A 22,688-nucleotide genomic window follows, 5' to 3' on the forward strand; every position below is an offset into this window, starting at 1 on the left:
TGAGGGCCGCAGTGAGGAAAGTCATAGGAAGAAGCAGATAACCACAGGGGCGGAGCATTAAGTGATGGGAAACGTTATTAGGAAAGCGAGCTACGTCAGCCTCTACCTGAAAAGCTTGCTGGTTGTTGGGGTATTGTTCGCTACCCCGGTGCTGGCTCAGGAGGCGGCAGCCCCCTCTCGGTTGCAGGAGCTTGAGCAGCAGCGCCAGGAAGCGCTTCGGCAGCAGCGCCGGGCGGAGCAGCGAGAACACACGACAATTCCTGTAGAGCTTCCCGAATTGGAGCCCTCTGCCGTCTCGCCAGAGGCCAAGGAGGAGTGCTTACCCATTAACCGTCTATCAGTGGACGGTGTTACCCAGTTCGATTCGGACACCGTCAACCAGTGGTTGGCGCCTTACCAAACCGAGTGCATTACCCGGCACGCCATCAATCAATTGCTGAAGCGGATTACCCGTGACTATCTCGAGCAGGGCTTTGTCACCAGCCGGGCTTATTTACCATCCCAGGATTTATCCGACGGTATCTTTCAAATCACTGTTGTTGAAGGGCGTGTTGAAGCGGTCCGGATTGAAGGCGGCCCCGCCAGAATGGCGTCGGCCGCATTTCCCGGCCTAGAGGGGCGAGTGCTCAACCTCAGAGATATCGAGCAAGGCCTTGATCAAATCAATCGTCTGGCCGGCGTAAGCGCGACTGTCGAATTTGTGCCCGGGAAGAAAGTGGGGGCCACCGTGGTCATGGTAAGCGTCCGGGAGGAGGAGCAAGTTGGTGCCGAGTTTGGGCTCAACAACACGGGGCAGGAGTCTACCGGGCGCAGACAGGGCCTGATTAGCCTGAGTATGAGTAACCTTCTGGGCGTGAATGAGTTCTTTAATTTTAATTATCAGAGAAATACGCAAGGGAACAGCCAGGAAAAGCTGAGCGAGAGCCTTGGCTTTTATTCGGCCATGCCTTTCGGGTACTGGCTATTCTCCGTCAGCGCCAATCGCTTTGAGTACCTGACCATAATCGACGGTGCGACGCAGACATTCAGCTCCAGCGGGGACAGCCGCAGCCAGCGGCTGAGTGCGCAGAGGAACCTCTATCGCGACCAAGTCAGCAAGCTGTCCGGCGAACTGTTGGTAAAACAACAGGAAAACAACAATTTCATTGAGGACACCCGACTGGATACCAGCAGCTTCTCGTATTCAGCCATGGAGCTTTCCTTAAACTATGAGCGTTACTTTGAGGGCGGGGCGACCGCGCTACTGGCGGGGCGTTACACCCGAGGGCTGGAAAATGATCTGCCAGAGCAGTCCACACACTTATTTGATGAAGACTTCAACAAACTATCGCTCGACCTCTCGTACTTTTCCCCCGTGCCGTGGCTCGGCAACCGTGCCCGCTGGACCAGCCGGCTTAGCGTACAGCACTCAAGTGATGCGTTGTATAGCGCCGAAGCCTTGACGCTTGGAAGCCGCTACACCGTTAGGGGCTTTAAGGAGGACAGCATTGACGGAACAGAGGGAGCTTACTGGCGTAATGAAGTCAGTCAAACGTACTTCCCGTCTCCTCACTATCCCGAGTACTGGCTTTCGCCCTATGTGGCGCTGGATGCGGGCGTGGTCTCGGGTGAGGACAGCCTGGCCGGTGCCTCCGTTGGGTTGAGAGCGGGTGGGCGATATTTGAACCTGGAGCTTTTTTATAGCGAAGCCATCAGCGCGCCAGGCTCGATCTCAAAAGACGATAACAAAGATATTGGATTCTCTTTGGCCATGACGGCCAACTGGTAATGGAAGTGAAGCCATGAGGAAACTGAACGTGACCCCGAATCAACTCATCGCCTGGGCGATTTCTTTGTCTCTGGTGGGGCAGCCCTTGGCGGCAACCGCTCAAATTGTGATCGATGGCGGGGCCGACTCCCAGCATCAGGCCGATCTCGACAAAGCTAGAAACGGTGTGGATATCGTCAACATCTCCGCCGCGTCCGAGGCGGGGGTCTCGCACAACAAGTTCAGTGAGTTCAATGTCGACGAAAAAGGCCTCATTCTTAACAACAGCCAAGAAAGTGTCGCGACCGAACTGGGCGGCTATATCGCCGGCAATGCCAACCTGGCGGACGGCCAGGCATCCATTATTCTCAATGAAGTTACCGGCAATAACAGAAGTACCCTCAACGGCTTCACCGAAATTGCCGGTAAACAGGCCGAGTATGTTCTCGCCAACCAATGGGGCATTACTTGCGACGGCTGTGGCTTTATCAACACGCCCAGGGTGACCCTGGCCACGGGCCGGCCCGAAATGAAGAACGGCGCGCTGCAAAGTCTGGCCATCCGGGGCGGCGACGTCGCCATTGTGGGCGACGGCTTGAATGCTTCGAACGTGGACCAAGTCGACATCCTCACCCGGTCGATGACGGTCAACGCCCAAATTCACGCGGACCGGCTGAGACTCTTCACCGGCGCCAACCGTTACCACTACCAAGACGACACCCTCACGGCGCTCGCCGCTTCGGAGGGTAAACCCGCCTTCGCGTTGGACTCCTCCGCGCTTGGCGGAATGTACGCCAACGCCATTACGCTGCGGGGCACCGAGCGGGGCGTGGGTGTGCGCCTGGCCGCCGACATGGCCACCGATGCCGGCCACCTGATCATTGACCAGGCCGGCCGTGTGGAAGTGAACCGCCTGGCCAGCGGCAACCGCCTCAGAATCTCCACGCCCGATGAGGTAGTGGTAAAAGGCAACCTTCAAGCAGAGCGCATCGACATACAGACCGGCAGCACCCTCGAATTACGGGGGGACCAAGTGCTGGGCCATTCCGAAGTGGACTTGAGAGCCGCTACGCTCACCAACAAGAGCGCCATCGCGGCGGGTTACGACGAGGCGGGCGAATCTAACAAGGATGGGCTCCTGCTGGTATCCGTAACAGACGCCTTAAACAATACCAGCCGGTTACTCTCCTCGGACACCGTGAAACTGTTCGGTGCGCAGCTGAACAGCGAAGGCGAGAAAGCCCTCATTCAGAGTGAAGGCGCCCTGCAAGTTCAGGGGGAGCGGCTCAACAACCTGAACGGTGCCACCCTGCTTGCCAGCAACGACCTGAACCTGTCGCTCAGCCAGGGAGTGGACAATACCGGAGGCGTGCTCGCCAGCATCAATGCGCCGCTTAACCTCACCACAGTAAACCTCAACAACACCGCGGGGTTGATCGACTCCCAAGCCGACACCCAAGTGACAGTCACCGGTCGCCTGAACAACACCGGCGGGCGAATCGAGTCCGACGGGGACTTAACACTAAACGTTGAAGGCAGCCTTAGTAACAGCGGTGGCACCATTGGCGGCGACGGCGGGCAAAGCTTGGACGTCTCCGGAAATCTCGACAATCAAGGGGCCAGCACCACCTTTGCCGACCACAGCCTGGTACTGAACCTGAATGAACTGGATAACCGGGAAGGGCAAATCCTCCACTCCGGCGAAGGGCTGTTCGAGCTGAACATTGCCGAGCGCTTTTTAAACCAAAAAGGGTACCTCGGCAGCGCGGGCTCAATCGACCTGTCCGCCGCCCGCATTGAAAACGAGTCCGGCTATATCGGCGCGGCAAACGGGCTCACCCTCTCCGCCAATCAATTGAATAACCATCACGAGGGCACCCTCCAGTCCGCTGCCGATATCAATCTCGACGTTCAAGGGCTCCTTAACAACGCCGGGGGCGGGCTGATTGACGCCGCCGGTGCAGCGACCGTGAAGGCCGGCGAGTTGAACAACCACGCCGGTTCCCTGTTCAGCGTCGGCGCCGGCGATGCCTCGGTCACGGTGGATGGACAGTTGGATAACACCGACGGCCTACTGTTGAGCAACGGCCAACAGCTTTCATTGGCGCTGGGGAACTTGGTCAACGCCCGTGTGGACTCCGAAGCCGGTGGGGTCATCAGCCATGCGGGAGAGCAGACATTTAGCCTCACGGCCAGCGCCAGCATCAACAACCAAAACGGCACGCTCGGTAGCGCCGGAACGCTGAACCTCGAGACACCCGGAACACTGAACAACCAAAACGGAAGGCTGAGCGGCAACACAGCGCTGGTCGTCTCCGCCGGGGATATCGACAACCAACGCGGGGCCATCAACAACTTCGGCCAAGGCGCCAGTGACATTACTGCCCGAACTTCCCTGAATAACACCTCCGGCAGCCTCTACTTCAACGGCGGCGCCAACGAGGTCACCTTGCAGGTGGGAACCGACCTGACCAACACCGACGGGGAAATACTCCACAGCGGCACGGGGGCGTTCACCCTCTCCGCCCAACGGCTTGATAACCAAACCAACAACGGAAGGGTGGATGGCGAAGGCAACCGACAGGGCGCACAAATCGCCTCCAATGGGCAGCTGCTGATCTCCGGGTTTGAACAAGTGACCAACCAGGGCGCCCAACTGGACGAAGCCCTGAGGCCCTCCCTTATCACCGCCAGCCACTTGACGTTTGCCGGCGCTGACCCGACGGCCCGCGTTCAGAATGAACACGGCCAAATCGTCGCCTCGGGCCCCGACAGCTTGAGCATGGACAACCTTCGGCTGCTGAATGACCGGGGCCTGGTTCAAAGCCTGGGCCACGCCACCTTAAACCTGGCCGCGCTGGAAAACGCCGAAGGCACCCTTCACTCCCTCACGGACATGACCCTGAGCATGGACGAGTTCAGTTTTGGTGATGGGGAACTTCTCGCCGACAACCGCTTGACCATTAACACCCCGGGGGACATCCACGTAGGCGCCGGCCGCGCCATCAGCGCCCCGGGAAGCCTGTACTTGAACCTTGGCGGCAACTTTAGCAACCGGGGGTCCCTCTCTGCCAAGGAGGTCCTGTCTGTCCGACAGGAAGCGGGACAAAAGCGCTTCTCCAATGGCCCCTCGGCGCAAATGAGCGGCGGGCAAGCGCTGGTGATTCACTACGGGAATGTAACCAACGACGGCACCCTGGGCTCCATGGGCAACGTCAGCCTGGAGGGCAACGCTTTTCTAAACCGCGATAAGGTTATTGCCGGCAACGCCTTGGCGGGCACGTTTGAGACCATCGACAACTACAACCTGCTGTTCTCCGCCGGCACCTTGTTCCTGGGCGGCAACCGGGGCGATGAAAGGTTCGCGGCCACCATTGATAACCATAAAGAGGCATCCATCTACGCGCTCGATGATGTGGACCTCAGAGCCAGCGGAACGCGCAACCTGTCTGCCCGTATAGACAGCCGAAACGGCAGTATCTTTATTAGCGCAAGCCAGCTCATTAATGATCAGGAGACGATTAATGTCGTTCGCGGGGAGGAAGAAAAAGAGTTCGGCATCCCTTCCGGCACGGGGTCGAACCAAATGATCACCCAGCAGTTCTGGACGCCGGTGGAGAGTGTTGAATTTTCAGGTGAGGCGGAAATCAATGCCGGGGAGAACCTGAACATTTCCGCAGGCTACATCACCAACAAAGTCAGCACCTTAACGGCGGGCGAAAACATTGTGATGAACGGGGTTAATTTAAGCAATGTCGCCTTTGAAGTGATCGAGGAAGGGTACCAACAGACGTTCCCGCGAGGAGAAGGCGGTAACGAAGAGGCGATTACGATCACGCCCACCACGCGGCTTCACTCAACTTATGATTCCAAGATCCTCGCGGGCGGCCTCATCCAGGGCGACTTTACCGACCGGGTCAACAACACCACCGTGCGGGAAGGCCAGCACACCCCGGGTGATCTCAAAGACCATAGTGTGTCCGTCAGTGCCGACACCGTTGAAGGCGTCACCGTTTCATCGGTTGAGGAACAACAAAGCGAGCCGCTGACCGCCGGCAACACCGGCGCCGGTGAACAGGAGTCCGGCGGCCCCCCGAAACCGCCACCGGCGCCCGTCGCCAGTGAAAACGATGTGGAACTGGCGGACATCTACAAACCCGCCGAGAACCTAACCCTCCCCAAAGACGGCGGCTTATTTGTGGTCAAGCCGGACCCGCAAGCCAACTACCTGGTGGAAACCAACCCCCAGCTTACCGGGTACCTGGACTTCCTCTCCTCCGACTACCTACTGGAGCGCCTGAACGTCGACCCCTCCGCGCTCGCCAAGCGCCTGGGTGACGGCTTTTACGAAACCGAACTGCTCCGCGAATCCATTTGGAACACCCGCGGGCGCCGCTACCTGACGGACACCAGCGGCGTTGCACTCGAAAACGACCGGGACCAGTTTCAGTACCTGATGGACAACGCTGTCGCCGCCAGCCGGGACTTGAACCTCAGCCCCGGCGTGGCGCTCACCGCCGAGCAAGCCTCTCGGCTGACCCAGGACATCGTCTGGCTGGAGGAGCAAGTCGTTAACGGTGAAACCGTACTGACTCCCGTCTACTACGCCACCACCGCCAACGGGATCGACTTCAACCCACAGGGCCCGGTGCTTGCCGGCGGGCACGTCGACCTCAACGCCGACGGCGGCATCAGCAATGACGGCACCCTCAATGCCGACGGCTACGTGAACCTTCGCACCGCCGGCGGCTTCAACAACGCCGGCCGGGTGAGCGGTGGCTCGGACCTCGTCATCGACGCCGGCGCCATCACCAGCGAACAAGTCAGCGACCACCGCGAAGCCATCCTTGAAAGTCGCCAGGGCAATATGAACCTGCTGGCCCGAACCGGCGATATCAGCACCTTGAGCGGTCGGGTCAGTGCCGGTGACTTGTCCATCCAAGCCCTCCAGGGGCGCATCGAAAACCGAGCCGATATTGAAGCACGCGGCGACCTGGTGGCTACCGCCAAAACTCATATCGTTTCAGTGGTACAAACCGACGGGGAAGGCGGGCGCATTCGTGCGGGGAATGACCTCACCCTGGTGGCCGAAGAGGGGGATATCGTCAGCCAGTCCACCACTCGTAACGTCGACTACGTGGCGGGGGACATGACCGTCCTGGCCGGGCGCAGTGAGCTGAGCGCGGGCAACGACCTGACGCTCAACGCCGGGCAAGACATCCAAGTCACCGCCGGCGAGGTGAAGGCCGGTGACGATGCCAGCCTGAAGGCCGGGAATGACATCAAGCTTGAAGCGCTGGAAACGCGCCACACGCACATGGAGTTTAATCGCGACGGCTATACCCTCTCGGCCAAAGACGGCCACGAAGTCACAGAAGTCAGCGCCGGGGGCGACCTAAGCCTGGTCGCCGGGCGGGATCTCACCTCCCATGGCGCCCGCCTGAGCGCGGAGGAAAACGTCGACCTGCAAGCCAAGCGAGACACGCGCCTGTTGTCGGTCACCAACACCTACACCCAGGAGTCGGAATCCTTCTCCAAAGGCAGCTTAGGTCGGCGCAAAAGCCACTCGGAAAACATCACCCAAACCGAAGTCATGGGCACCCAGGTACAGGCTGGCGGAAACATCACCGTAAACAGCGCCCGTGACGAAGAGGGCAACATCGCCCTGCACAAAAGCCGGGATGTTTACATTCAAGGCGGCCAGTTGGTGGCCGGGGGCGAGCTGCTCGTGGGCGCCCGGCAAGACATTCGCATAGAGGGCGAAACCGAGGTCAACCGCACCGCCACCCAAACCCGCAAACAGGACTGGAGCGGCCTGAAAAGCCGCCGGGACTGGAACGTGGAAGAAAACACCCGCTACGCCGGCAGCGAGCTGACCGCCGCCAACGATGCCGTTATTGCCTCCGGCCGGGACACCGACATCACTGGCAGCCAAGTGACCGCCGGAAACAACTTGAACGTGCAGGCTGGCGTGCTGGATGAGGGCGGCAACCTGACGCTGGACGAGGGCCTGGAGTCGCAACACCGCCATCAGACCACCCAAAAACGCTCCCCCACCGCCAGCCTCGAGGCGGACGAGAACAGCGTCAACGCCTTTGTGGGCAACCAGCGCGAGCGCACCAGTACCGGTCAAACGCACACCCGCGGGCAGGGCAGCACCCTGGCGGCGGGCAACAACGTCGTCGCCCACGCGGCCAACAACCTGGTCGTGGTGGGCGCCACCGTGGCCGCCGGCAATGACGCCAGCCTAACGGCGGACAACGACGTACTCATCAGCCCTGGGCGTACCGAGACCACCACCGAACAGAACCAACGCACCACCCGGGACGGCCTGGGCCTGACCCTCAACCACAACGTTGGCCAGGCCAAGGACGCCCTGGAAAACCTGGGCCAGGGCGACAACACCGTCAGTAAGGCGAGCAGCGTGCTGCGCACTGCCGACGCGCTGAACAACGTCCAGCCCAGCGCCAGCGCCCACCTGGGCAAAACCACCACCACGAGCGCCACCGAGCAACAGGCCCAAGGGGCCCGCGCCAGCCACATCACCGCCGGCGGCAACATCACGGTGGATGCCGGCAATCGCGCCCAGATTACCGGCACCGAGATGGACGCGGGCGGGGATATCACCGTTACCGGCAAGGATGTGTTCATGCTCCCGGCCGATACCGACAGCCGTCACCAGCAAAGCACGGACTTCAAACAAACCGGCACCACCCTTCAGGCCAGCACCACCAACGCCAGCCTCACCGCCGGCTACGCCAAGGCCGACAGCCAACAGGTTACCCAAACCACCGGGCAGCTGCGCAACCAGCTCAACGCCGGCGGTTCCATTCTCGTGGAAGCGGACAACAACGTTCGGGTCCGGGGCAGCGACTTCACCGCCGAAGAAAACATCGACGTAAACGCCGGAAACGACCTCGACATCCTCGCGGGCACCGGCACCGAACACACCCAAAGCCACTCCGACCACGAAAGCGCCAGCGCCGGGGTCAACTTCGGGCAAGACGGCTTGGGCGCCACCGCCCGGGGCGCCGGCGGCAACAGCCGCCTGGAGCGCGACAGCCTCACCCACCAGAACAGCCAGTTGACCGCTGGCAACACCGTCTCCCTCACCAGCGGTAACGACGCCAACCTCAGCGGCGTCAACGCCAAGGGCCGCCACCTGAACGTGGACGTCGACGGCGACCTCACCGTCGCCTCCGTGCAAGACACCGGCAACGTGGACGGCCGCCGGGAAGAATACTCCGGCAGCGTTACCGTCGGCGCCGGTGTCAGCGGCGGCGCCAGCGTCGGCCAGGGCGAGACCGACGGCTCCACCGCCTGGGTCAACAACCAGACTAGCCTGATCGGCACCGAAAGCGTCACCGTCCACGTGGAAGACCACACCCAGCTCGACGGCGCGCTCATCGCCAACCTCCAGGAAGACGGCACTGACGGCGGCAACCTCACCTTCAGCACCGGCACCCTGGGCTACACACACCTTGAGGACCACGACAAAGAATCCGGCACCTTCGCCCAGGTAGGTGTGAGCACCGGCGGCAGCGCCGGCGCCAACGCCAACACCGGCGCCCCCGAAAGCGCCCCCGGCGGCAGCGCCAACGTGGCCTACACCGACCGGGATAAGGACCGCGAGCAAATCACCCGCGCCACCCTCGGCGACGGCGCTATCACCGTAAGAGACAACCCCAACCAGGACCTAAGCGACCTCAACCGCGATACCGACAAGGCCCAGGAAGTCCTCAAAGACAAAGACGACACCACGGATGTGTATGTCAGCACCAACTCGGTTGAGGCTGTGAAAGGACTGGCAGAAAAGGGCGAGGACAATACGGCTTACAAGTGGGCGAGCAATATCGGGAGTGTGGCCGATCCGGACAGCTATAAGGACATTGTCAATAATGGATCGGAAGTCATTGTTCGCACCCAACGAGTTGTTGACTCGTTGGGCCATAATCTGGATCAGAGCCTTGAAGGCCAGCTGGCTCAATCGGGTGAACAGGCAATCAACGCCTTGATGCGAGCGGGCTTGAGTGAAGCGCAGTCCAACCAGTTCTTAAAAGAACATCCGGAAACCATCGCGGTGATTACCGAGCTACAAGCGGTTCGCGGCGCAATGGAAAGCGGCTCAGTAGATAGTGGCGCGGTGGCCGAGAAAGCGAGCGACAATGCTCAATTCGAGAACGGTGTCTGGACTGCCACCATTACCGAAGGCCGACCGCAAACCCAAACGGAAGCAGCTGTTCAGGTCCTCGGTAGTGCCCAGCAATACATGGATAAGCTGTTGTTGGAAAATCCAACCGCCGCTCGGTTCACGGAAATCGCGATTTCGGGCGCCATGGGTGGTCCGGTTAAAGCTGCTGTGACCATTCCGATTAACGAAGCACTCAACCAAACGGTTGGTGAGCACATCGCTCAGGCGATGGATGCCGTCACTGACGTGGCTGGTTCGCATGTAACGAGCGACGACGAGACGGTCGACCAATTCCGTGATAATGTAGATTATATCGGCCCCGAGGGGCGCGAAGGAAAGATCAAGGATGGATCTCGGTTTGTGTTGACGACAGTGTTGGGGATTGGGATTCCGGGTAAGGCGGCGGTTTCGAAAAACAAAGGTGGTAACGATAAACCCAACGAAGCGTCCGAAAAACCAGAGTGGGATAACGCCGTATCTCAGGCGGATGGTGATTTTGGTTATTTAAATCAAGACCCCCCTAATCATACGTTGTCGAATGTTGAGGCTAGGAAATGGTATTTGGAGCAGGAGTCGCGTATCCCAGGAAGGATAGATCCAAATGCTTCTCTTGATAAGCAGGCAAGGCAAGCTTTTGACCTTCGGAATCAAGCAAGGACGAAAGCTAGAGATCTGATGGGCGACCGGGAGGCAGCAGAACTTATCACCGAGAAAAACCCGAATCTTACTTGGGATCAAGTTATTAGGGAAACGGAGTCCAAACTAATAGAGCGTGGCGCTAAAAATATATCTATGGATGATATATATGCGGAAATCATTGAAAGCTCTCAGCGATCCAGAAAGAGCGTTAACAAAGGTTTAGGACTATGAAAATAGATCCAAGAAAGGTTATATCAAAAAGACGAAATGAAGAAGGAAAGATGGAGTACCATGTCATCGGAGTTGGGGGGTGGGACCATTTTGACTCTCTCGTTGATTTTCTAAAAAAATACTACGAAGCGGAAGTGAAATATTTAAAAGATGCCATTTTTATTAGGAAAGCTATTTTTCTTGTGGGTGGGGAGGAAATAACGCTAATTCATCACGATGATATAGGGAATTATTTTTTTTCTTCAGTTAAGGAAAATTCAACTGTTTGTGAAAAGGTTTCACAAGACTTAGAGGTTAGGCTTATGGGTTCGGAATATCAATAATAAAGAAAGAGTGAGGCGGCGTTCCTAAAAAACGATCCTGTTCTAGAAGGTGGTGCAGCGTAATATCACGCATTTGATTGGGGTTAATTTACATGGGAAAGATATTTGAATCTTATGGACGCTCTGATTAATTCCAAAAATTTGCGATAATACGCCCGTTGTTAAAATCGCTGGTTGTGAGGAGGGTGTTCAAAAATCTGTGTCAGACAAGGCGACTCATTTTTTCGCCAGTTTCAAGGAGGGTGCTCGGAAAGCTGTGTCAGACGAAAGAGAATGCACTTCTCATGGGTCTTGTCTAACGAAAGCTGGAACGGTTGAGAGCTGCTTGGCTGGGCTCGTCGAGGCCGAAGATAAGCGACGCTGTTTAGTAATGATCACAATTGTTTTTATTTTGGGTATATTTTAATGGCATTTTCGGGAGAGGAATAATGGCTAGGCATAAAGTCGGTGATAGCTACTTATCGGATGGAGAACTGAATCAGCACAATTACGAGTGCTGGGTCACCTTTGTGTTTGTGTGTGGCGCTGTAGGTTGTTCCGCCATTACATACTACGCTATCGACCCTGACTGGGAAAAGTGGATTCGGTTTTCGTTGATAATTCTATCGGGAGTTATCGGTGGGTTCGTATTTGCGGCTCTAAATCAAGTATTGGCTCGCATGTTACAGGTAGTTGTATTTTTTGGGATAGCATATTTCGTGGGGAAATTCATTTGGTCAATAATCTAATACGCTTGGCGATTGGCCTTGCCTCCCAGAGAGGAATAAGTTCGTTAAATCATTTGGCAAGTGTTTCGCCAAGGCTGCTCATTACGGTGCTTATTTGTTTTACAAGAGAGAAGTAAAAAGCATACAAAAGAAGCCTATGCCGATGACTTGGTTAAACCACGTTTCTCCAGCGCCTCAAGAATCAGCTTCCGAGTCATCCAGGCCACGGACCGGTCATCCTCCTCAGCCAAGCGCTGAATGATTTGGCTGACGTCGGCCTCGACACGGACGGTGATAACGGCATCTTTCTTTTTCATACAGCAAGCCGGACCAGTAGGTAGTACCAGAATCGATGATTTCAGAGAATACAATGAAATCATCTGGGTTGACTTGCAAAGATTACTTTGTAATCATTGAATTCAAAGGGCGATGAATCGGATCAACCGCCAACAGAGGACGCTATGCTAAACAAGGATACTGTCAGGTCCCGCCTGGAGCTGACCCACTACTCCCTCGAAGGTGATGTACTTCCTCAGTTCGCCGATTGGGCCGAACATCAATGCGACAAACTGATTCTGGCCCGGCTGGATGACGTCGAACAGGATTTAGCCCAGGAGTTGGAAGCCTCCTGGGCGGTGCGGGCCTCCCCGAAAGGCCGCGAGACACAGGCTCGACAGGTCGATCCGGTGGCCGACGGCTCGCTGATCGAGCTGCTGGGCCACTGTCGGCAGGTGCGCCGGTACTACCAGGCGGTGTGTGAAAACCCCAACAACCGGGCGGGGCTGGCGTTTTTGCGTCAGCCGCGCCGTTTTCGCTCAAGTCGCTGATTTTCCCAGCCAATTCAAGGATGTTGAGGTATGTCTGTCTTCTCCGAACTGAAACATCGCATCTGCCGGTTTGAGATGTCGCCGAACTTTCCGGTGGGTGGGCTGGTCCGCTGGGCGGAACGTGAAAACCTCTCACCGGAACTATTGCTGGAAATCGCCCGACAAGTAAAAGCTCAGTTGGAAGTGGAGTTAGAGGCATTGCAGCGCTGTGGAAAAACCTCCCCGACGACATTGATTCAACACGAATATTGGTGCTTCTATGCGGAGCAGGTGTGTGGGTTCTACCGCGCCTTGCTTCATCACCCGGAATCAGCGGATCGATTGGCGTTGCTTGAAAAGCTTTCAGGCGCGGAAAGCAATGACTGAGTGGCGGAGCGGCCTTTCGCGTATTGGCTTAGCTATTGGCGTAATTGCCGTTATTTTCCTTTTTGCCGGAGCCGCCAACGCCCAGGAAATCCTCAAAGACAAAGACGAAAACACGGATGTGTATGTCAGCACCAACTCGGTTGAGGCTGTGAAAGGGCTGGCAGAAAAGGGCGAGGATAATACGGCTTACCAGTGGGCGAGCAATATCGGGAGTGTGGCCGATCCGGACAGCTACACCCAAATGGTCGATAATGTTAAGGCCGTCACGGATCAGGAGGCGATCAGCGAAGCTTGGACAGAAGTCGTTGCAGACGCTAAGCATACATTCGGCATCGAAGAGAAATACCTGAGTGCCGAAGAGTACGAACAGCAAAACCCAATGGCCTCCGGCGGACTAATGAACATGTTGGAGGCGCCTGGGCGCCAACCTACCAAGGAAGAATTGGTGCTGCTTGAGGGTATCCGGACGTTGAAAGCCAGAATGGACGGCGCTGAGGACAAAACCATGTACGGTTCTATTGACTGGGACCAAGTGGTTGAGCACGCTTGGGACCTGGACAATGGGGGGCCAAGGGCCGCATTGGAAGCGTTGAATGACCAGATTGACGCAGAAAAGTTGAATGACTTGGGCAACATTCGGCTGCTGCGCAAACAGGTTAACGACTTGAACGCTCTGGCCAGAGATTTCGACGCCACTGTTGGCATGGCGGAAAACATAGCGACCATGGGCAGTGCAGTGCACCGCGTGGGTTTGGTTCTGGCGGAGGCAGCTGGTGAAAGCAAGGCGGTTCGAAACGCTAAGGACTTAATTGAGGAAGCCAGACGCTGGAATGTTGAGGAAAACGCTTCACCATCTAACTTAAGTTATCAGTTTCTACAGGAAAAAATAAATACTTTAAACATTAAAACGGAAAAGAATAAGGCGGTATTCTATTCGGGAAGAGGAGCTAGAGAGGCGGCGGAGAATTTTGCCGAAAAAAATAATCTTACAACTCTGGAGAAAACTGAAGGCGGCGGCTGGCTAGATGATCTAAGGCTGTTTGAGGGAACTGTAGACGATGTTGATGGAGACAAAGCCCGAACGTTATGGGGAAAGATTTCTAACAACTACGCAAAGTCGGCCCAGGGGGAGGTTCTTTCTGTAGTGAATAATCCAAATCCATCGGGAGTATTTTTAACTGAGGAGCTTCCAACTCTACTTGATAATGATAATGTTGATAGGGTTATCATCAAGTCTTTGAAGGGGAATGAAGTTGTTCTAGACGGGGGGCTTGGGCTAAAAGAGGCAATAGAGCTAATCAAGAGAATAGATGATTGAGGAATATATGGTCGATAATCCAGAAATAACTATGCCGCATCGTCATACGGTTAAATGCTCGTTGAGGGGGGGGGGTATTGAATATGAAACTGAGTTAGCTTACGACGGAATTATACTCTACTTAAATTCGGCAAAATCCAATGGGTTATCTAGAGAGGAGTTGGATGAAGCGAGTGAGAAAGTAATACGTTGGCTGGAGGTGAAATTTAAAAGAGTTATAGTAGATAGAAGTTGACTTTCTCAATAAGGGAGTATTTTGATGGATTTGGCAGAAAGGTTTGATTGATGGGGGCGGTGATATGGAGGGTAACTTCTTTGATCGCCGGAGGAAAATTCAAGGGCGGTTTGATGAATTCAAATAAATACCTAGAAGGTGTCTTTCCTGGGGGAGATTTGATATCAATCGTAAGGCCCCTCTGCTTGGAGTGGTGCTGGCATAATGGGTCTTTATTTATTTTCGATAGTAATGTGGCGTTAATTGTTAGTGATGATGTTAATGACTTCGATATTTCCGTTTTGCTTTACGATAGGAATGAAAAGAAGTTTATTCAGAATTTGTATGGAGTCTTAGAGGTTATGGGGCTTAGCTATAATGACCTATTAAAAGAGGAAAGGGGAGTTGATTTTCCGACTGAGGTTAATCTTAATAGCGAAAAAAAATATAATACTTTGAAGGTTTTATCTGTTCTTTTGGTAGATTACGGCGATAGGTTTTTGGGAGTTAGAGCGGCTGATTGTGAATATGCGTTCTCTTCTTTGCCAGAGACGATTTTTCAAGAATGGGACTCAGTTATGGAGAAAAGAGCTGCGTAGTAGTAGGAGGTTTAAGGGCGCTCCGGCTAGCTAACACTTAACTCACCACCATAAACCGCCCAGTCCAAGGAGATTTCCAGTACATGGACCAAAGCCACCAGCTGGTGGACATACAAATTTCGCTCGCCACGCTCGACCTTGCCGATGGCGCTCTGGTTGAGTCGTACACCGTGCTCTTCAAGGGCGACGACCAAGTCCATCTGGCTCATGCCTTTGCGGACACGGGCGATTTTGAGTCTTTCACCGAGGCGTTTGCGGTCCATAGTCTTTGCGATATAGAGGCTTATTTGAATTGGTTATAAATATCATGAATGCTTGACCGGAGGTGTCTTTTAAATATACTTGTAGTCTTTTAAAGACTTTTGAGGTCTGTATGGCGCTCCTTTGAGTCTTTTAAATAGGTGTTTTAGGGACATGGAGGGAAGATGAAGTTAACGCAGAGCGCCATTCGGGCTCAGTTGGAGTTTGCGTGCCGATCGCCGGAGGGCGACATGTTGCCTCAGTTTGCCGATTGGGCTGAGCAACAATGCGACAAGCTGATATTGGCTTGCCTGAATGACGTGGAGCGGGAACTGGCCAGGGAGTTGGATGGGGCTTGGGCCGCCCGCGCGTATTCAGGAGGGCGTTCCGCTCCAGCTCGGCAGGTCGATCCATCAAGCGACGGCTCGCTGATCGAGCTGCTGGGTCACTGTCGGCAGGTGCGCCGTTACTACCAGGCGGTGTGTGAAAACCCCAACAACCGGGCGGGGCTGGCGTTTTTGCGTCAGCCGCGCCGTTTTCGCTCAAGTCGCTGATTTTCCCAGCCAATTCAAGGATGTTGAGGTATGTCTGTCTTCTCCGAACTGAAACATCGCATCTGCCGGTTTGAGATGTCGCCGAACTTTCCGGTGGGTGGGCTGGTCCGCTGGGCGGAACGTGAAAACCTCTCACCGGAACTATTGCTGGCAATCGCCCGACAAGTAAAAGCCCAATTGGAAGTGGAGCTAGAGGCATTGCAGTGCTGTGGAAAAACCTCCCCGGCGACATTGATTCGGCACGAATATTGGTGCTTCTATGCGGAGCAGGTGTGTGGGTTCTACCGCGCCTTGGTTCACCACCCGGAAGCGGCGGATAGGTTGGCGTTGATTGAAAAGCTTTCAGGCGCGGAAAGCAATGACTGAGTGGCGGAGCGGCCTTTCGCGTATTGGCTTAGCTATTGGCGTAATTGCCGTTATTTTCCTTTTTGCCGGAGCCGCCAACGCCCAGGAAGTCCTCAAAGACAAAGACGAGAACACGGATGTGTATGTCAGCACCAACTCGGTTGAGGCTGTGAAAAACCTCGCCGCCGGCGGTGATAAAAACACTCTCAAAAAGTGGGGCAACAACCTGGGCGGCGTGGTTGACCCGGACAGCTACGCCAAGATGGCCGATAACGCCTCTAAGCTCGGGGACGACACTGAACTGAAAGCGGGCTGGGAGCAGGCTAAAAAAACGCTGGGCGTGACCGGTGATCTGACGCCGGAACTGGATGCCAGCAACCAGCAGTTACGCGCCCAGCTCCTTCAAGAACTGACAGAGCAAAATGGCGGTGAAGTCCCGGAGAACCTAAAGCTGTATTTGGACCAGAACGGTGATATTGCCGCCATGGAAGTAGGCGGTGTTCCGGTTTACATGGACGAGCAGTTGGAACAACAGTTTGCCGCCGAACTGGAAAACCGATCTGAAAGGCTGATAGCTGAGATAGCCCAGCAGGAGCAGTCCGATGCGTACATCGCTTCTTTGGAAGACACTCTGAACGGGGTTTGGAGCGACACGGAAGAGCAATACTTTACCGCTCAGGGTGAGAGCAATCAAAAGCTGAAGGATTTCCCCCTCCCAATCTTGGGCTCTCTCCAAGAGCAGGCCAGCCGCGAGGAGTATTCGAGCTGGCGTGCGCCAGCTATCGAGGAGCATGAAGCACAGTATGGCCCCCGCCGGGATATGGGGGATCTGGACGGTGAACTACGGGACATCGGGTTAACTCTGCTCGGCGGCGCTAGTCGTTCTACTCTGGATAACACCACTGAGCTGGGGGGAATGCTGTTTGATGGCTTGGCTCGTGGTAGCCAGGGAACACCTGGTTATCTGCCCTATGCGTTCCCCGGAGAAACCCCGATGGAGGTTGAACCCATCGGCGCCAAGTGGGCCGATGGAATTCAAAATTGGGCCAACACAGAGGCCGAAACTGGAGAAAGGGGGATGATCCAAAGAATATATGGCGCATTACGTGCCTCATACTTTTTAAATAGAGCGTTTCGGTGTGTCGCAAGATCGGATGACGATGAAGCGCTTCACTTCTTGAACAAAGGGAAAAAAGCCTTTCCTGAAGAGACCTATACGGAGTTGTTGCTAAGAGGTTTTTTGTATTGTGAAAAAAAAGAATGGAACAATGCCATATCTAATTCTTTGTTGGCACTAAAGAAGATTGAGAGTTCTAAAAGATTGAATCATGATGAAAAAAAGTATCTTTCCGCGTACGCGAAAGACACTATAAACCTTTCGATAGTGCGTGGTCGACTGGAGAAAGAGTTAGTTCCCGTTGATCTGAACTTCAAAACTGAAAATGTAAGTGAAAGAAATAAAAAACGGTTTAAAGTAGTGTTGGAGGGCAGGCCATGTAATCCAGAAAAATAATGAAAACATTCTATTAGATTAAAACAACGTGTGTGAAAAGGTAAGGGAGGGTGTTAAAAAATATGTGTCAGACAAGGGCGAGAATTCTATCGCCAGTTAGCAGTATAATCTGATTTTGAATTAAGTGTCCAAATATGGATCGATTCGACTTTCGAAGTGAATTATGAGCTGCAACAGCGCTAGGTTCCAGTGTTGACCCGGATGGGTCTACTTTTCCGAAGCGTTGAGCGTGTCATTAGAGGAGTCGATATCATGGAAATCTTTTGGGGTGATTCCGAATGCCCTGTTAAAAATAAGTGAGGAATAAAATATGAAAATAGCTTTGACTATAGTTGTGTCGTTCATCTCTATATCTGCAAACGCTAAATCTGCCCTCGAAACTCAGATTATTCTATTTGAGTCTTCCTGTATTGAATATTACGAGGGCGTCATTGATAGAAAGGTAGGGAATAACAGCTCCCCAGAGGAAAGGAAGAAGTGGGAAGATACGCTTTTCAAGGACTATAAATTTTCCAAGAACCCAGATAATCCTGAGAAAGAACGACTAAAGAGAATAAAACAAGCTAATATCATATGTGAGACTCAGCGCAAACTTGGGATATGAATGTAGAGCGTTTAACAATCCGCCGAACTTTGCACATTTCGTGTGCCAGAGATTCGAAAGATCGAGCCGTTGCGCTCTGCGATATAGGAAAATACGGACGCCGAATGGTTCTCGCGGCATCTGCGATTTAGGGCGCCGTGGGCCGACCGGTTAAGGCTGCTGTGACCATTCCGATTAACGAAGAACTCAACCAAACGGTTGGTGAGCGCACCCCCCAGGCGGTGGACACCGTCACTGACGTGGCCGGTACGCATGTAACGAGCAACGAGGAGACGGTCGACCAATTCCGCAATAATGTGAATTACATCGGCCCCGAGGGGCGCGAAGGAAAGATCAAGGATGGGGCCGGGAAAGGCGGCGGTTTCGAAAGACAAAGTGGTAACGATAAACCCAACGAAGCATCTGAAAATCCGGAGTGGGATGACGCTGTATTTCAGGCGGATGGCGATTCTTGTACTTAAATAAAACCCCGATTGATCATGCATTGTCAAATGTAGAAGCTAGAAAGTGGTGCTTGGAACAGGAAGCTAAAATTCCAGAGTAGATTGATCCGAATGCTCTTCTTAGTGCCTACGCTAGGCAAGATTTTGAGTTACGAAGTGAGGGGAAAATAAGAGTTAGAGAGCTATTGGAGGGCCGAGAGGCCGCAGAGCTTATATCTGAACGAAACCAAGTGGAATAAGGTGATCAATAAAACCGAGAATAAAATAAAAGATCTCAGAGGTCTAGAGAAAGTGTAAATAAAGGTTTAGGGTTGTGAGAATTAATCCAAAAAATTTTATAGCAAAAAGGAAAAGCGATGATGGAAAGGTTGAGTGCCATGTCCTAGGTGTTGGAAGTTGGGATTACTTCGAGTCGTTGGTTCTGTTTTTGGAGAAAATACAAGGCGGAAGTTAAGTGCTCGAAAGATGTCATCGTTGTTAGAAGATTTGTATTGCTTATAGAAGGAGAAGAGGTGAGTCTCAAGAATAGTGAATATATAGGTAACTACTTCTTTTTGTCATTCGAAGGGGTTTCAAATGTTTGTGAAGAGATATCGAAAGATCTGTCTGTTAGGCTTTCGAGTGCTGATTATCAGTAGTGGTTGGAGTTCTTATAATGCTTTCAAAAAATAGTATATTATTTGTCGCTCTTTTTTTGGTTTCAGGGCACTGTCTTTCCGGTGTGGAGGATGAGTCTTATAAAGAGCTTGTGAACATGATAACGGACAAAAACAGGATTGATGCTCTCAGCGGTTACGTTGAATCTATTGAAAATGATCTTCCTGTGGCGGAAAATGGCGATGCTTCAGCTATGTATAGGCTTTACAAGGATTTTAATTTGTTGGCGAATATCTATGGTATAGATGAGGCGTTTCCCCTTGCTATAAAGTGGCTCCGAAAATCCGTTGAATTGGATTATCCAGAGGCTCTCGAAACAATGGGGCACTTATATAAGAGCGGAGATGAAAATCTTGGTGTGGAAAAGAATCTCAGAAGGGCATCCGAATACTTTAAGTCGGCATGGGATAAAGGCGATACCTCCGCAGGGTCGGAATATAGATATATTGTTGAATGCGAACTGCCTGATGATAAAGCGTGGGATTGCTAGTACTTTGAGGCCGAAAAAAGTCTGTTTTAGCCAATATGGGCTATAATTGTAAGTGCGTTTTAGTAAGATAATATAGTTCAAAAAGGCGCGCATATATAATCGAGAAATATCTTTCCCGTTTGCTATGTGTTGGTAGAATCGCCGGACATTGCGCCTTCGGTGGAAAACTATACCAGAGGTGGTGTTCAGAGCGTTGTATCGGGCCCCGATTTAGGCTCAATCAAGGATATGGCGTTCGGTGACAACCGGTCGGAGATACTGGTTGTAGACCATGATTCCGCGGCACTGCTTCGGATTGATGTGAACACCGGGGATCGAGAAGTGATCATTGATGCCTTTGCCGGCGGTTATCCACCTGTTGAACCCATGCGGTTAGCCTATGATAAAGACAACCGGATTCTTTATTGGTCTGAGTTGGAAGCGGGAGTGGCCGTAGTTCGGTCCGTGCACCTGGACTGGGAGACACCGGTAGGGCTGGCATTGACGGGCAACGCTGGGGACTATGCCGGGCCAGAACTCGAGGGGTTGAGCCAGGGAATTGCCATGACGGATAAGGGAAGGTTGTTATATCTGGACTCAGTGAATGACAGCGTTGTAGAAGTCGACCTGAGTACGGGGGATAAGCGTCTAGTGGCGAGCTCGGTCTCGGGGAGTGGTGCTTCAACCACCGTCTCATCCCGGGCACTCGAGTATGCGCCTGAGTGGGAGGCGGCCCTTGTTATGGCAGAGGGCCACGTGTATATCGTGGACTTGGAAAGCGGGGCGAAAGTGACCTTACCGGATTGATGGGGCCGGCTCGCCGGGTTCATTGGGCGCAGCTTGGAACAGCTGCTCGACAGGTGTTCCAAGCGCCTTGGCCAACAGCATTACCTCCACATCGGTCACCCGCCTCACCCGAGCCTCGATTTTGGCCAGGGTACCCCGGCTGATGTCCCACCCGAGCAGGTTGCAGCGTGCCACCAGCTCACTTTGGGTCAGGTTTTGGGTCTCACGCATGTACTGGGCCCGGGGGCCGATAATATTCATAGAGTGCTCCGACATCGGAGCTTGATTTTCTCAGGGAATTGCCCCAATATTGCTCCGGTATCAGAGCATTTTGATGTGTAAACCCTTCTCTGGACATGGAGAGCCTATATGCTGAACAAACAAGCGGTCCGGTCCCGCCTTGAGCTAACCCGGCATTCCCTGGAGGGGGACGTCCTCCCCCGGTTCGCCGATTGGGCCGAACGGGAGTGCGACAAGCTGATTCTGGCCCGGCTGGATGACGTCGAACAGGATTTAGCCCAGGAGTTGGAAGCCTCCTGGGCGGTGCGGGCCTCCCCGAAAGGCCGCGAGACACAGGCTCGACAGGTCGATCCGGTGGCCGACGGCTCGCTGATCGAGCTGCTGGGCCACTGTCGGCAGGTGCGCCGGTACTACCAGGCGGTGTGTGAAAACCCCAACAACCGGGCGGGGCTGGCGTTTTTGCGTCAGCCGCGCCGTTTTCGCTCAAAGCGCTGACTTTCCCAGCCAATTCAAGGATGTTGAGGTATGTCTGTCTTCTCCGATCTGAAACATCGCATTTGCCGGTTTGAGATGTCGCCGAACTTTCCGGTGGGGGAGTTGGCGCGCTGGGTTGAGCGCGAGCAACTCTCTCCGGAAATGCTGCTGGAGACCGCTCAACAGGTGCAAGCACAACTGGAAGTGGAGCTGGAAGCGTTGCAGCGTTGTGGAAATACATCTCCCGCTACGCTGATACAACACGAATATTGGTGTGTATACGCCGAGCAGGTGTGCAGTTTCTACCGCGCCCTGGTGGACGACTAGCCTCGCTCCGGGCTCACCGGCCATGGCTGAGCCCGGAGCGTAACCCCGGCCACCGACCGGTGGCCGGTACCGCCGGCTAATGCTCCGTCGCTGGCTCCAGCGCCCTGGCCGCCAGGGCCTGGAACAGGTCGTAACCGTCGGACAGCAGCAGGTAGGCCGCTTCGGATACCACTCCAAGCGCCTGATTATCGGCGTCCTGCATGTGGCAGGACGCGGTGAGCTCCAGCAGCTTCTGGGCCGCGCCCAGCCGGTGAGTGGCGGTATCCACCAAATCGAGTGTATTGGCGGCCGGGTCAAAGAACAGAACCGGCTTAAGGGTGGGAAGGGCTGTCAGCGCCTGAAGGCTGTGACAGCTGGACGTATTTTGAGTAAACTTCGCGTCAGCCATTATCGACTCCTTTGCAGTCGGTGATGGTCAGCTAGTCTTGGGTGTTGGCGCACCCAAGGCTAGCGCCTTTTATGTATGAAAGAGGCCTGCTATTGCATTCGGCCTCCTTCCCTTCGCTACCCACCCTCTTTGGCACACTTTTGGCACATTCTCCGGCAAGCCCTCGAACCTGAATGACACAGAGCATGGCGTACCGGAAAGCAAAACGGCCAAACTACAGAAGCTGGATATACAACCAGTCTACGTAAACTTTGCGCCTAAATAAAGTGTTGAGTGCACAAAAATGGGCTTATTTCAAAGGCAAAATAAAGGTGAACCAGGGCGTCAGTTTTTGCGGCAACTCTTCAGGCCTATAGGGAAGGCATCGCCGTGCCTGGCCTGGTTAGCAGTTGGGGCTGCCATACAGCACCTTTTCAATGAATGTGTTAATGGCCATCTAAACTGACCCACCTCTGGCCAATAATTTTGACCCACCCCAGGTGGCTT

The 22,688-nt window shown here is 54.2% G+C and carries 21 protein-coding genes; 17 read left to right on the plus strand and 4 right to left on the minus strand.

The window, feature by feature from the left end; all coding sequences use genetic code 11:
* The first annotated feature begins 64 nt into the window (after positions 1-64).
* The 3 genes from AAE514_RS16860 to AAE514_RS16870 are packed head-to-tail and all read left to right on the plus strand — an operon-like array spanning position 65 to position 11,131.
* Positions 65-1,768 carry a ShlB/FhaC/HecB family hemolysin secretion/activation protein gene (locus AAE514_RS16860; RefSeq protein ID WP_347332728.1) on the plus strand — a complete coding sequence of 568 codons (1,704 nt, stop codon included), beginning with the start codon at positions 65-67 and terminating at the stop codon, positions 1,766-1,768.
* A 13-nt stretch (positions 1,769-1,781) separates the two neighbouring features.
* Complete coding sequence (locus AAE514_RS16865) at positions 1,782-10,808, plus strand: two-partner secretion domain-containing protein (RefSeq protein WP_347332729.1); 9,027 nt, start codon at positions 1,782-1,784, stop codon at positions 10,806-10,808.
* Positions 10,805-11,131, plus strand: a complete 327-nt coding sequence (locus AAE514_RS16870) for a hypothetical protein (protein ID WP_347332730.1) — start codon at positions 10,805-10,807, stop codon at positions 11,129-11,131. Before AAE514_RS16865 ends, AAE514_RS16870 begins: the two co-directional genes overlap by 4 nt.
* Positions 11,132-11,993: 862 nt before the next feature.
* On the opposite strand, the gene AAE514_RS16875 is transcribed toward AAE514_RS16870, so the two are convergent.
* Positions 11,994-12,155, minus strand: coding sequence for a hypothetical protein (locus AAE514_RS16875; protein ID WP_347332731.1), 162 nt, complete (start codon positions 12,153-12,155; stop codon positions 11,994-11,996).
* Between the two features lie 144 nt (positions 12,156-12,299).
* On the opposite strand from AAE514_RS16875, the gene AAE514_RS16880 reads away from it, so the two are divergent.
* The 5 genes from AAE514_RS16880 to AAE514_RS16900 all read left to right on the plus strand — a co-directional run bounded on the left by AAE514_RS16880 (position 12,300) and on the right by AAE514_RS16900 (position 15,162).
* Positions 12,300-12,665 (plus strand): hypothetical protein, encoded by a 366-nt coding sequence (locus AAE514_RS16880; protein ID WP_347332732.1) that lies wholly within the window; start codon positions 12,300-12,302, stop codon positions 12,663-12,665.
* Positions 12,666-12,695: 30 nt separating this feature from the next.
* Positions 12,696-13,031 carry a hypothetical protein gene (locus AAE514_RS16885; protein ID WP_347332733.1) on the plus strand — a complete coding sequence of 112 codons (336 nt, stop codon included), beginning with the start codon at positions 12,696-12,698 and terminating at the stop codon, positions 13,029-13,031.
* Positions 13,024-14,349: a hypothetical protein gene (locus AAE514_RS16890; RefSeq protein WP_347332734.1), complete on the plus strand. Its 1,326-nt coding sequence runs from the start codon at positions 13,024-13,026 to the stop codon at positions 14,347-14,349. Before AAE514_RS16885 ends, AAE514_RS16890 begins: the two co-directional genes overlap by 8 nt.
* The gene (locus AAE514_RS16895; protein WP_347332735.1) at positions 14,342-14,584 is read left to right on the plus strand and encodes a hypothetical protein; all 243 of its coding nucleotides are present in this window, start codon (positions 14,342-14,344) and stop codon (positions 14,582-14,584) included. Before AAE514_RS16890 ends, AAE514_RS16895 begins: the two co-directional genes overlap by 8 nt.
* 80 nt (positions 14,585-14,664) lie before the next feature.
* A complete protein-coding gene (locus AAE514_RS16900) occupies positions 14,665-15,162 on the plus strand; it encodes a hypothetical protein (protein ID WP_347332736.1) in 498 nt (165 codons plus the stop codon).
* A gap of 26 nt (positions 15,163-15,188) precedes the next feature.
* Here AAE514_RS16900 and AAE514_RS16905 read toward each other — a convergent pair whose 3' ends face one another.
* On the minus strand, positions 15,189-15,425 hold the full coding sequence (locus AAE514_RS16905; protein ID WP_347332737.1) for a helix-turn-helix domain-containing protein: 237 nt from the start codon (positions 15,423-15,425) through the stop codon (positions 15,189-15,191).
* A 162-nt stretch (positions 15,426-15,587) separates the two neighbouring features.
* On the opposite strand from AAE514_RS16905, the gene AAE514_RS16910 reads away from it, so the two are divergent.
* The 7 genes from AAE514_RS16910 to AAE514_RS16940 all read left to right on the plus strand — a co-directional run bounded on the left by AAE514_RS16910 (position 15,588) and on the right by AAE514_RS16940 (position 20,794).
* Complete coding sequence (locus AAE514_RS16910) at positions 15,588-15,956, plus strand: hypothetical protein (protein ID WP_347332738.1); 369 nt, start codon at positions 15,588-15,590, stop codon at positions 15,954-15,956.
* A 30-nt stretch (positions 15,957-15,986) separates the two neighbouring features.
* A complete protein-coding gene (locus tag AAE514_RS16915) occupies positions 15,987-16,322 on the plus strand; it encodes a hypothetical protein (protein ID WP_347332739.1) in 336 nt (111 codons plus the stop codon).
* Positions 16,315-17,814, plus strand: coding sequence for a hypothetical protein (locus tag AAE514_RS16920; RefSeq protein WP_347332740.1), 1,500 nt, complete (start codon positions 16,315-16,317; stop codon positions 17,812-17,814). Before AAE514_RS16915 ends, AAE514_RS16920 begins: the two co-directional genes overlap by 8 nt.
* Positions 17,815-18,124: 310 nt before the next feature.
* The gene (locus AAE514_RS16925) at positions 18,125-18,418 is read left to right on the plus strand and encodes a hypothetical protein (protein WP_347332741.1); all 294 of its coding nucleotides are present in this window, start codon (positions 18,125-18,127) and stop codon (positions 18,416-18,418) included.
* A 161-nt stretch (positions 18,419-18,579) separates the two neighbouring features.
* Positions 18,580-18,879 carry a hypothetical protein gene (locus AAE514_RS16930; protein ID WP_347332742.1) on the plus strand — a complete coding sequence of 100 codons (300 nt, stop codon included), beginning with the start codon at positions 18,580-18,582 and terminating at the stop codon, positions 18,877-18,879.
* 637 nt (positions 18,880-19,516) lie between these two features.
* Positions 19,517-20,008 (plus strand): tetratricopeptide repeat protein, encoded by a 492-nt coding sequence (locus AAE514_RS16935; protein WP_347332743.1) that lies wholly within the window; start codon positions 19,517-19,519, stop codon positions 20,006-20,008.
* A gap of 228 nt (positions 20,009-20,236) precedes the next feature.
* Positions 20,237-20,794, plus strand: a complete 558-nt coding sequence (locus tag AAE514_RS16940) for an NHL repeat-containing protein (protein WP_347332745.1) — start codon at positions 20,237-20,239, stop codon at positions 20,792-20,794.
* Here AAE514_RS16940 and AAE514_RS16945 read toward each other — a convergent pair.
* The gene (locus tag AAE514_RS16945; protein WP_347332747.1) at positions 20,783-21,034 is read right to left on the minus strand and encodes a helix-turn-helix domain-containing protein; all 252 of its coding nucleotides are present in this window, start codon (positions 21,032-21,034) and stop codon (positions 20,783-20,785) included. The genes AAE514_RS16940 and AAE514_RS16945 overlap by 12 nt on opposite strands.
* Positions 21,035-21,142: 108 nt before the next feature.
* On the opposite strand from AAE514_RS16945, the gene AAE514_RS16950 reads away from it, so the two are divergent.
* Positions 21,143-21,508: a hypothetical protein gene (locus AAE514_RS16950; protein WP_347332748.1), complete on the plus strand. Its 366-nt coding sequence runs from the start codon at positions 21,143-21,145 to the stop codon at positions 21,506-21,508.
* 30 nt (positions 21,509-21,538) lie between these two features.
* Positions 21,539-21,814: a hypothetical protein gene (locus AAE514_RS16955; protein ID WP_347332749.1), complete on the plus strand. Its 276-nt coding sequence runs from the start codon at positions 21,539-21,541 to the stop codon at positions 21,812-21,814.
* Between the two features lie 76 nt (positions 21,815-21,890).
* On the opposite strand, the gene AAE514_RS16960 is transcribed toward AAE514_RS16955, so the two are convergent.
* Positions 21,891-22,202 carry a hypothetical protein gene (locus AAE514_RS16960; protein WP_347332750.1) on the minus strand — a complete coding sequence of 104 codons (312 nt, stop codon included), beginning with the start codon at positions 22,200-22,202 and terminating at the stop codon, positions 21,891-21,893.
* Between the last annotated feature and the right edge of the window lie 486 nt (positions 22,203-22,688).

Source organism: Marinimicrobium locisalis, assembly GCF_039822625.1.
Lineage (GTDB): Bacteria > Pseudomonadota > Gammaproteobacteria > Pseudomonadales > Cellvibrionaceae > Marinimicrobium > Marinimicrobium locisalis.

What these genes read in the sequence shown, in the direction of transcription:
- AAE514_RS16910 (WP_347332738.1), top strand. Translation starts at nt 15,588, where the DNA reads ATGAAGTTAACGCAGAGCGCCATTCGGGCTCAGTTGGAGTTTGCGTGC.
- AAE514_RS16915 (WP_347332739.1), top strand. Translation starts at nt 15,987, where the DNA reads ATGTCTGTCTTCTCCGAACTGAAACATCGCATCTGCCGGTTTGAGATG.
- AAE514_RS16905 (WP_347332737.1), bottom strand. Translation starts at nt 15,425, where the DNA reads ATGGACCGCAAACGCCTCGGTGAAAGACTCAAAATCGCCCGTGTCCGC.
- AAE514_RS16865 (WP_347332729.1), top strand. Translation starts at nt 1,782, where the DNA reads ATGAGGAAACTGAACGTGACCCCGAATCAACTCATCGCCTGGGCGATT.
- AAE514_RS16885 (WP_347332733.1), top strand. Translation starts at nt 12,696, where the DNA reads ATGTCTGTCTTCTCCGAACTGAAACATCGCATCTGCCGGTTTGAGATG.
- AAE514_RS16945 (WP_347332747.1), bottom strand. Translation starts at nt 21,034, where the DNA reads ATGAATATTATCGGCCCCCGGGCCCAGTACATGCGTGAGACCCAAAAC.
- AAE514_RS16955 (WP_347332749.1), top strand. Translation starts at nt 21,539, where the DNA reads ATGTCTGTCTTCTCCGATCTGAAACATCGCATTTGCCGGTTTGAGATG.
- AAE514_RS16875 (WP_347332731.1), bottom strand. Translation starts at nt 12,155, where the DNA reads ATGAAAAAGAAAGATGCCGTTATCACCGTCCGTGTCGAGGCCGACGTC.
- AAE514_RS16935 (WP_347332743.1), top strand. Translation starts at nt 19,517, where the DNA reads ATGCTTTCAAAAAATAGTATATTATTTGTCGCTCTTTTTTTGGTTTCA.
- AAE514_RS16880 (WP_347332732.1), top strand. Translation starts at nt 12,300, where the DNA reads ATGCTAAACAAGGATACTGTCAGGTCCCGCCTGGAGCTGACCCACTAC.
- AAE514_RS16860 (WP_347332728.1), top strand. Translation starts at nt 65, where the DNA reads ATGGGAAACGTTATTAGGAAAGCGAGCTACGTCAGCCTCTACCTGAAA.
- AAE514_RS16920 (WP_347332740.1), top strand. Translation starts at nt 16,315, where the DNA reads ATGACTGAGTGGCGGAGCGGCCTTTCGCGTATTGGCTTAGCTATTGGC.
- AAE514_RS16940 (WP_347332745.1), top strand. Translation starts at nt 20,237, where the DNA reads ATGGCGTTCGGTGACAACCGGTCGGAGATACTGGTTGTAGACCATGAT.
- AAE514_RS16895 (WP_347332735.1), top strand. Translation starts at nt 14,342, where the DNA reads ATGATTGAGGAATATATGGTCGATAATCCAGAAATAACTATGCCGCAT.
- AAE514_RS16925 (WP_347332741.1), top strand. Translation starts at nt 18,125, where the DNA reads ATGAAAATAGCTTTGACTATAGTTGTGTCGTTCATCTCTATATCTGCA.
- AAE514_RS16960 (WP_347332750.1), bottom strand. Translation starts at nt 22,202, where the DNA reads ATGGCTGACGCGAAGTTTACTCAAAATACGTCCAGCTGTCACAGCCTT.
- AAE514_RS16950 (WP_347332748.1), top strand. Translation starts at nt 21,143, where the DNA reads ATGCTGAACAAACAAGCGGTCCGGTCCCGCCTTGAGCTAACCCGGCAT.
- AAE514_RS16870 (WP_347332730.1), top strand. Translation starts at nt 10,805, where the DNA reads ATGAAAATAGATCCAAGAAAGGTTATATCAAAAAGACGAAATGAAGAA.
- AAE514_RS16890 (WP_347332734.1), top strand. Translation starts at nt 13,024, where the DNA reads ATGACTGAGTGGCGGAGCGGCCTTTCGCGTATTGGCTTAGCTATTGGC.